General features: G+C 66.1%; 6 protein-coding genes. 1 reads left to right on the top strand and 5 read right to left on the bottom strand.

Translation table 11 applies throughout. The features are described 5' to 3' along the window. Positions 1–2,576: vitamin B12-dependent ribonucleotide reductase (locus VFS34_04275; protein HET9793658.1), on the bottom strand; the 2,576-nt coding region annotated here is incomplete at its 3' end. A 283-nt stretch (positions 2,577–2,859) separates the two neighbouring features. On the opposite strand from VFS34_04275, the gene erpA reads away from it, so the two are divergent. Beyond that, positions 2,860–3,246: an iron-sulfur cluster insertion protein ErpA gene (gene erpA / locus VFS34_04280; protein HET9793659.1), complete on the top strand. Its 387-nt coding sequence runs from the start codon at positions 2,860–2,862 to the stop codon at positions 3,244–3,246. A gap of 531 nt (positions 3,247–3,777) precedes the next feature. Here the strand turns inward: erpA and VFS34_04285 are convergent. The 4 genes from VFS34_04285 to VFS34_04300 all read right to left on the bottom strand — a co-directional run. Continuing rightward, positions 3,778–4,497 (bottom strand): SDR family NAD(P)-dependent oxidoreductase, encoded by a 720-nt coding sequence (locus VFS34_04285; GenBank protein HET9793660.1) that lies wholly within the window; start codon positions 4,495–4,497, stop codon positions 3,778–3,780. Between the two features lie 38 nt (positions 4,498–4,535). Then, positions 4,536–5,846, bottom strand: a complete 1,311-nt coding sequence (locus tag VFS34_04290; protein HET9793661.1) for a family 1 glycosylhydrolase — start codon at positions 5,844–5,846, stop codon at positions 4,536–4,538. A gap of 283 nt (positions 5,847–6,129) precedes the next feature. After that, positions 6,130–8,514 (bottom strand): phosphoketolase family protein, encoded by a 2,385-nt coding sequence (locus VFS34_04295; GenBank protein HET9793662.1) that lies wholly within the window; start codon positions 8,512–8,514, stop codon positions 6,130–6,132. Positions 8,515–8,605: 91 nt separating this feature from the next. Then, positions 8,606–9,186, bottom strand: a 581-nt coding sequence (locus tag VFS34_04300) for a M23 family metallopeptidase (GenBank protein ID HET9793663.1), incomplete at its 5' end; no start/stop codon positions are given.

The raw sequence follows: 9,186 nt of genomic DNA on the forward strand, positions 1-9,186 counted from the left end.
TTCTGCTCGGCCGAGAGGAACTTCGATCCGAGCCAGCGGAAGATGTAGTCGACGAGCGACTTCGCGATCGGGATCTCCTTGTTCTTCGTGTATCCCGACGGCTCGAAGCGCATGTGCGAGAACTTGTCGACGAGCGCCTCGAGCGGCACCCCGTACTGGAGCGTCAACGAGATCGCCGTCGCGAACGAATCCATCAGCCCGGAAACCGTCGATCCCTCCTTCGACATCGTCAGGAAGATCTCGCCCGGCTGCCCGTCCTCGTAGAGGCCGACCGTGATGTACCCCTCGTGGCCCGCGACGTTGAACTTGTGCGTGATCGCGGCTCGCTCGTCGGGGAGCTTGCGGCGGAACGGCCGCGCCTCGAGACCGACGGCCTTGCCGACGTATTCGAGCGTGGAGCGGGCCTCGGGGTTCTTCGAGTCGCTCCGGGACGCCGCCGTGTTCAGCGGCTGGGTCCGCTTGCAGCCGTCCCGGTAGATCGCGATCGCCTTCAGCCCCATCTTCCAGCCCTGGACGTAGGTGTCGGCGATGTCGTCCGGCGAGACGTCGGTCGGCATGTTGACGGTCTTCGAGATCGCTCCCGAGAGGAACGGCTGCGCCGCCGCCATCATCCGGACGTGCCCCATGTAGTGGATCGAGCGGGTGCCGTTCAAGGCCTTGAAGGAGCAGTCGAAGATCGGAAGATGCTCCGGCTTGAATCCCGGCGCGCCCTCGATCGTTCCCTGCTCGTCGACGTAGGAGACGATCCGGTTGACGTCCTCTTCCCCGTAGCCGAGGCGCTTCAACGCCAACGGCACCGTCTGGTTGACGATCTTGATCGTCCCGCCGCCGACAAGCTTCTTGTACTTCACGAGGGCGAGATCGGGTTCGATCCCGGTCGTGTCGCAGTCCATCATGAAGCCGATCGTCCCGGTCGGGGCGAGCACCGTCACCTGGCCGTTCTTGTAACCGAACTGCGAGCCCGACTCGAGCGCCATGTCCCACACCGCCTGCGCCCAGTTGTGGAGTTCCGTCGGAACGCCGACCTTCGGAATCTGGTACGACGCGTCCCGGTGCATGGAGATCACGCCGAGGAACGCGTCGCGGTTCGGCGCGTAGGTCGCGAAGGTCCCCATCTCCGCGGCGATCTTCGACGACTGCAGGTACGCCTCGCCGCACATGAGCGACGTGATCGCGGCGGCGTACGCGCGCCCCTCGTCGGAGTCGTACGGGAGGCCGGAGGCCATCAGGAGCGCGCCGAGGTTCGCGTAGCCGAGTCCGAGCGGACGCATCGCGTAGGAGTTCTTCGCGATCGCGTCGGTCGGATAGGACGCGTTGTCGACCATGATCTCCTGCGCCGTGATCGTGACGTCGACGGCGTGCTTGAACCGGTCCACGTCGAACGTGCCGTCCTCGCGCTCGAACTTCATGAGGTTCAACGACGCGAGGTTGCAGGCGGAGTCGTCGACGAACATGTATTCGCTGCAGGGATTCGAGGCGTTGATCCGGTGCGTCGCCTTCACCGGGTTCCAGTCGTTGATCGTCGTGTCGTACTGCATCCCGGGGTCGCCGCAGATCCACGCGGCGTCGGCGATCTTCTTCATGAGGTCGCGCGCGCGGAACGACTCGAACGGACGGCCGGTCAGGACTTCCTTCGTCCAGTACTCGCCGTCGTTTTCGACGGCCTTCATGAACTCGTCGTTGACGCGAACCGAGTGGTTCGCGTTCTGGTAGAAGATCGAGGAATACGCCTCGCCGTTGAAAGAGCCGTCGTAGCCGGCGTCGATCAGGGCCCAGGCCTTTTTCTCCTCGGTCGCCTTGGAAAGGATGAACTCCTCGATGTCGGGATGATCGATGTTCAGGATCACCATCTTCGCGGCGCGCCGGGTCTTTCCGCCCGACTTGATCGCGCCCGCGAACGAGTCGAACCCCTTCATGAACGAGAGCGGCCCGGAAGCGGTCCCGCCGGAGGAGAGTCCCTCGCGCGAGCCGCGGAGCGTCGAGAGGTTGGAGCCCGTCCCGGAGCCGTACTTGAAGAGCATCCCTTCGGTCTTCGCGAGCGTGAGAATCGAGGCCATGGAGTCCTCGACGGAGTTGATGAAGCATGCCGAGCACTGCGGCTTCGCCTCGACGCCGCAGTTGAACCAGACGGGGGAATTGAACGACATGACCTGGTTGACGAGGAGAGCCGTCAGCTCGTCGTGGAACGCGTCCCGGTCCGCGGCCGTCCGGAAATAGCCCCCTTCGTGCCCCCAGCGCGTGATCGTGTCCGCCACGCGCGAGATGAGCTGGCGAACCGACGTCTCGCGCTCGGGAGTGCCGATCTTCCCGTGGAAATACTTCTGGACGACGATGTTCGTCGCGGTCTGCGACCACGACCTGGGCACCTCGACGTTCTTCTGCTCGAAGATCGTCTCACCCTTTTCGGACGTGATCGCGGCGGTTCGGAGCTCCCATTCGAGCGCCTCGAATGGAGGAACCGACGGGTCGGAATAGACCCTCGAGAAGGTCAGCCCTCGAAGACCCGGCGGCGTGGACTCCCGCGCGTCCACATCCGCGAGAAGCTCTTTCCGGATCTCCTCGTCGCTACGGCTCATGGTTTCGTCTCCTCCTCGTTTCGACGGCCGTTCCGGGAATCGCATGGCGAAGTCCGGCTCGGTTGTGGCTCTCGGTTGGCCGTTCGCTTTGAATTGAAGGTAAACCTCCCAATCGGACTTGTCAAGAAAAAGGTACAAGATATTGGGGGGCTCCCCGCCTCCTGCCGTACAGGTAGAGCTTTTCCCTAACCGGGCTCCCGATCCTTCCTTGACCCCCCGGCCCCCGGCTGGCATAATCGGACGACCCGAAGAGCCCGGCTCTTCGGCCGGAAGGAGTTCCCCGATGTCTTCTGAAATGTCCAGTCCCTTGACCCCCATGACGCCTCCGCAGGCGGCGGATGCTCCCCTGCTGACGCTGACGGAGAAGGCGATCGAGAAGGTCAAGTATTTCGCCTCGCAGATGCCCGAATCCGCGGGGAAGCCGCTCCGCGTGTTCGTCCAGGGCGGCGGCTGCTCCGGGTTCCAGTACGGCTTCACGTTCGACGAGAAGCACGAGAACGACGCCGAGTTCGCGCAGGGCGACGTCCACGTGGTCGTCGATCCGCAGAGCGCGATGTATCTCAAGGGAGCCAGCGTCGACTACCTCGAGGACTTCCGGGGCGCGGGTTTTTCGGTCAACAACCCGAATGCCTCGGGCGGCTGCGGCTGCGGCAAGTCCTTCAACGCGTAAAGAGCGGCGTCAGCCGTTCGATGAAAGACCCCACTCGTGTGGGGTCTTTTTCGTTCAGCCGGCGATTTCGCGGCGGAGGCGGGGGCGGGTCCTGTCACGGCGCGCTCCGATGGATCCGCCCGGCGCAGGCTGCGGAAAGGGTTACAGGACGGGGTGCGCGACGGGCGGCTTCCACGGAGCGCCCCGCGCCACCCGCCCCGACGAGAGCCTCCGAAATCGCGGCAGCAACTCATGCGAGGGTGTCGGGATGCGAGCGCCGCATTGCGGCGCAACAGCTCTTTTTCGTTCAGCCGGCGATTTCAGAAAAAGGACGTTCGGCGCGGGTCCTGTCGCGGCACCGCCCGACGGCGACCGCTCGGCGCTCGCGGAGGACAGGGTTACGGAATCCGTGCGCGGCGAGCGGCTCGCCGCAGGCTCATGCCGCGCCACCCGCGCGATTCCGGCCCCGAAATCGCGGCAGCAACTCATGCGAGGTTGTCGGGACGAATGCGCCGGCACCCGGCGCAACATTCGATGCCTCGCCGCGCCGGCCTACAGGTGCGTGAGCCTTCCCCCGTCGACGAGAATCGACGCGCCCTGCACGAACTCGGCCCCCGGCGACGCGAGGAACGCGATCACCGCGGCGAGATCCTCGGGCTTTCCGACGTCGGCCCTCTGGATCTTCTCGAGTCCGGATTTCACGTTCGGGTTGTTCCACAACATGGGCGTGTCGACCGCGCCGGGAAGGATCGCGTTGACGCGCAGTCCCTTCGGCTTGCCCTCGAGCGCCGCGGAACGCGTGAGCGAGAGGAGGGCCGCCTTGGCCGCGGCGTACGGAGCCACTCCGGGGGTCGTCTCGCGGGCATGAACGCTCGAGACGTTCACGATCGCACCGCCCCTGGCCATTCGCGCGAAGGCCTGCTTCGTGAAATAGAAGGCGCCCATGAGATCGACCCGCCAGACCTTCAGCCAGTCGTCGGTCGTGAGCTCGTCGAGAGGCTTGAAGACCATCAGCCCGGCGTTGTTGACGAGGACGTCCCACCGGCCGAAACGATCGAGCGCGTCGGCGACCGTGCGGTCGACCTGGTGCTCCGCGCTCACGTCGCAGGCGCTGCCGAACGCGTCGGGCGCGCCCTCCTCTTTCACTCCGGCCGCGGCCCTCTCCGCCCCGCCGCGGTCGAGATCGGCGACGACGACCCTCGCTCCCTCGCGGCCGAACCGTTTCGCGACCGCGAGCCCGATTCCGCTCGCCGCCCCGGTCACGATCGCCACCCTTCCGGAAAATCGAGCCGCCGAATCGCCGTTGCCGTTCATTGCGCGTTGGCGGGCGCGTCGGTGCTCCGGCTCCCTTTCTCCTCCGTTCTCCTCGGCGGCGGGATGAAGGCCATTCGCCCCTCCTCGTGCTGCCGAGGCGGGATCAGCGGAACCTGGAGACAGACGCTCTGGGTCGGCAGCACGCTCCCCCATTCGGAGATCAGCCGCTTGTAGGCGCGCCCCACCGGGCGGATGTTCCGGTCGAGGTCGTAGAGACCGAGCGGATTCACCGTCCCGCGATCCTCGCGGAGGGCGACGTCCCAGTCGACCTGGTCGGTCAGCGAATACCACGTGAACCCCACGATCGGGACGCCGTCGTTCCGGACGCGGAGCACGTTGGCCCACTCCTTCCAGAGCCAGGACACGGACTCTTCGCCCGACGGTCCCTGGTGCAGGTTCGTCTCGGTGTGCATCACCGGGAGCTTGTACCGGGCGTAGTACTGCCTCGTGATCTCGCTGTAGCCGAAGACCTCGCCGGCCGGCCGCGTCGTGCCGTCGCGCCCGACGAGGTGCTCGTTGGTGATGTAGTAGTCGTTGCCCATGATGCAGTGGTGCTTGAGCGAATTGCCGAGGAAGAAGTGGTACTCGTCCCGTGTCAATCCGTGGTCGGCGAGGAACTCGTACATCTCGGAATTGACGCGGCGCCCGTAGTTCAGGTCCAGGGACAGGAACCGCTCGGCGTTGAGGATCTCCGCCGGCCGGATCGATCCCGGGCTGTCCGCGTGGAAGTATTCGGAGGACTCGCTCTGGATGAAGATCGCGTCCGGACGGATCTTCAGGATCGCGTCCATCGCCATCACGTTCGCCTTCACGATGTGCTTGAGCGCGGTGACGAAGCTGCGGTCGTCGCTCTTCTGTTCGTTCCACCAGCCGTAGCGCGCCGAGAAGAGCGCGCAGATGTACATCTCGTTGACCGGCGTGTAGAGCTGGATCCAGGGGTACCGGCGCGCGAAGGCCGCCGCGTATCCGGCGAAGAGCTTCGGGAAATCGGGATTCTGGAAATCGCCGATCCAGTCCGGCACCCCGAAATGGCAGAGGTCCGCGATCGGCGTCACGTCCCGCTCCCGGAGGTCCGCGAGCGTCGCGTCCGCGAATTCCCAGTCGAACCGGTCGGCGCCGAGGAACGTGCGGTACAGCGCCGTTCCGTATCGCAGGAAGGAGATCCCGAGGGACTGCACGAGATCGAAGTCGGTCTTCCAGTTCCGGTAGAAGCCGCACTTCTCCATCTCGTCGACCCGCTTCTTCCCGTGTTCGATCGTGGGCGAGCTGTTCTCGATTCCGGTGGCGAACAGAAAGACGGACTTCACACGGCGAAAAAGTGCAAGAAGAAAGCCAGAAACGTCGCGAGTCGCGAGTTCCGAGTCGAAAGTGGGAGGAGCGAGCGGGCAACTCCCGCCTGGCTCAGGATGACAGGGCGCGCCTCATCGGGAAACCCGGGAATTCGGTGTCGCTCGCCGGGAACGGAGCGCCGTCAGACGTAGCGGACGGCGGGCTCGGGCAGCCCGGCCGGCGGCCGAGGCGTACCGACGAGCGGGCGTCGGGCGGGCGGCCGGACGCATCGGCCCCGTCTGGCGCGTACCGGCGCGCCGCTTACCCTTCCCACTTCCAGTCGCGGATTTCCGGAAGATCCTCTCCTCTCTCCGCGATGTGCGCCCGGTGCTCGATCAGCCGATCGCGGATCTCCTGCTTGATGTAACCGGCCGAGGAGGCGAGCTTCTTGACCCGGTCGACGACGTCGCCCGCGAGATGGAATCGATCGAGGTCGTTCTTGACGACCATGTCGAAAGGCGTCGTCGTCGTCCCTTCCTCCTTGTAGCCCCGGACGTGGAGGTTCGCGTGGTTGCGGCGGCGGTAAGCGAGCCGGTGAATGAGCCAGGGATAGCCGTGGTACGCGAAGATGATCGGCTTGTCGGTCGTGAAGATCGCGTCGAACTGCGCCGCGGGAAGGCCGTGCGGATGCTCTTCTCTCGGCTGCAGCGTCATGAGATCGACGACGTTGACGACGCGGATCTTGAGGTCCGGCGCGCGCTGCCGCAGGAAGTCGACCGCGGCGAGCGTCTCGAGCGTCGGCACGTCGCCCGCGCACGCCATCACGACGTCGGGCTCGCTCCCGCGATCGTTGGACGCCCATTCCCAGATGCCGATCCCCTCCGTGCAGTGGCGCACCGCTTCTTCCATGGAAAGCCACTGCGGCCCGGGCTGCTTCCCGGCGACGATCACGTTGACGAAATTCCGGGTCCGGAGGCAGTGATCGGCGACCGAGAGGAGCGTGTTCGCGTCGGGCGGGAGATACACGCGGATCACGTCCGCCTTCTTGTTGACGACGTGGTCGATGAAGCCGGGATCCTGATGCGAGAAGCCGTTGTGGTCCTGCCGCCAGACGTGCGAGGTGAGCAGGTAGTTCAACGAGGCGATGGGCCGGCGCCAGGGGACCCGGCGCGACGTCTTCAGCCATTTCGCGTGCTGGTTGAACATCGCGTCCACGATGTGGATGAACGCTTCGTAGCACGAGAAGATCCCGTGGCGGCCCGTGAGAAGGTAACCCTCGAGCCACCCTTGACAGAGATGCTCGGAAAGGACCTCCATGACGCGGCCGTCCGGAGAGAGATGGTCGTCGCCGGGAATCGTCTCCGCCATCCAGCGTCGATCGGTCGCCTCGAAGACGGGATTCAGCCGGTTCGACGCCGTCTCGTCGGGGCCCATCATCCGGAAGTTCTTCGGGTTCGCGCGGATCACGTCGCGGAGATATTCCCCGAGGACGCGCGTCGCCTCCGCCTGGTCGCGGCCGGGCCGGTCGACCTCGACCGCGTAGGCGCGGAAGTCGGGCAGTCGAAGGTCCTTCAGCAGCTTCCCGCCGTTGGCGTACGGCGTCGCGCCCATCCGCCGGCTTCCGAGCGGCGCGAGCTCCGCCAGCTCGGGCTGGAGCTTTCCCGCCGAATCGAAGAGTTCCGCCGGCTCGTAGCTCCGCATCCACTGCTCGAGCATCCGGAGGTGAGCGGGGTTTCCGGCGACGTCTGAGAGCGGCACCTGGTGCGACCGCCAGCTTCCTTCCATCTTCTTCCCGTCGACTTCCTTCGGGCCGGTCCATCCTTTCGGCGTCACGAGCACGATCATCGGCCATCGCGGGCGGCCGGAAGTGCGGCCGGCGCGCGCATCCACCTGGATCGCCTGGATCTCCGCGACGACCGCGTCGAGCGTCGCCGCCATCTTCTGGTGCATGTCGAGGGGATCGGATCCCTCGACGAAATACGGCGTGTGTCCGTAGCCGAGGAGGAGCTCCTCGAGCTCGCCGCGGCTGATCCGCGCGAGCACCGCCGGATTCGCGATCTTGTAGCCGTTGAGATGGAGGATCGGGAGCACCGCCCCGTCGGTGACCGGGTTCAGGAACTTGTTCGAGTGCCAGGAAGCCGCGAGCGGACCGGTCTCCGCCTCGCCGTCGCCGATCACGCACGCAACGAGGAGATCCGGATTGTCGAACGCTGCGCCGTAGGCGTGCGCGAGCGCGTAGCCGAGCTCTCCTCCCTCGTGGATCGAACCCGGAGTCTCGGGCGCGACGTGGCTCGGTATTCCGCCTGGGAAGGAGAACTGCTTGAAGAGCTTCTTCATCCCTTCGGCGTCGGGCGTGATCGACGGATAGACCTCGCTGTACGTTCCCTCGAGATAGGTGTTGGCGACGAGCGCGGGGCCGCCGTGGCCGGGACCCGCGATGTAGACGACGTCGAGGTCGTGCTGCTTGATCAGGCGGTTCAGGTGGGCGTAGATGAAGTTCAGCCCCGGAGTCGTGCCCCAGTGGCCGAGGAGACGCGGCTTGACGTCCGCGGACGTGAGCGGCCGCCGCAACAGCGGGTTGTCGAGGAGATAGATCTGCCCGACGGAGAGGTAGTTGGCCGCCCGCCAGTACGCGTTGACCCGGCGGAGATGGTCGTCGTCGAGCGGCCCCGGCATCGCGAAGATCAATTGTTCTTTTTCCGACATGGAAGGCCCCCCGACGATTCTCCCGCCGGGGGTCGGCAGTTTCAATAGTCGGGGACCTTCGGGAAACCTCGCGGGAGCGGCGGGCGATCGCTCAGGGCGCCGGAGCGGCTTTCCGAAGAAGGGGATACGGGTCGATCGGCGTCCCCTCCCACCAGCGCTTCTCGGGACCGAGCCGGGAAATCGCGAAATGCAGGTGCGGTGTCTGCGGCGGCGCGTTCCCCGACGTTCCGACGTACCCGATCGTGTCTCCGGCGCGCACGCGCTGCCCTTCCCCGAGACCGTCGGCATAGCGCTCGAGATGGGCGTAGTAGAAGCAGAGCGTTTCGGTCGGATCGAATTCGTAGACCGTGATCCCGCCCGGAACGCTGTGGAAGAGCTTTCGGATCGTGCCGTCGGCGACGGCCCGGACCGGCGTGCCGCGCGGCGCGAGGATGTCGATCGCCTCGTGGCGGTGTCCCGAGTGCATCTCGTCGAAGCTGTCGCGCAGATCGGCGGGAGAAAGCCCCGAGATCGGCATCGCGAGCTCCGGCGACCCGAACGTCGGCACGCGCTCCGGCTCGGCGAACGGCGGCGCGGCCTGCGGCGCGACTAACGGCGACGCGGCCTGCGGCGCGTCGGGGGCCGACGCGGATGACGGCGGGCCCGCCGGACGACGGCGATGGCGCGGCACCC

Source organism: Thermoanaerobaculia bacterium (assembly GCA_035717485.1).
Classification (GTDB): Bacteria; Acidobacteriota; Thermoanaerobaculia; order UBA5066; family DATFVB01; genus DATFVB01.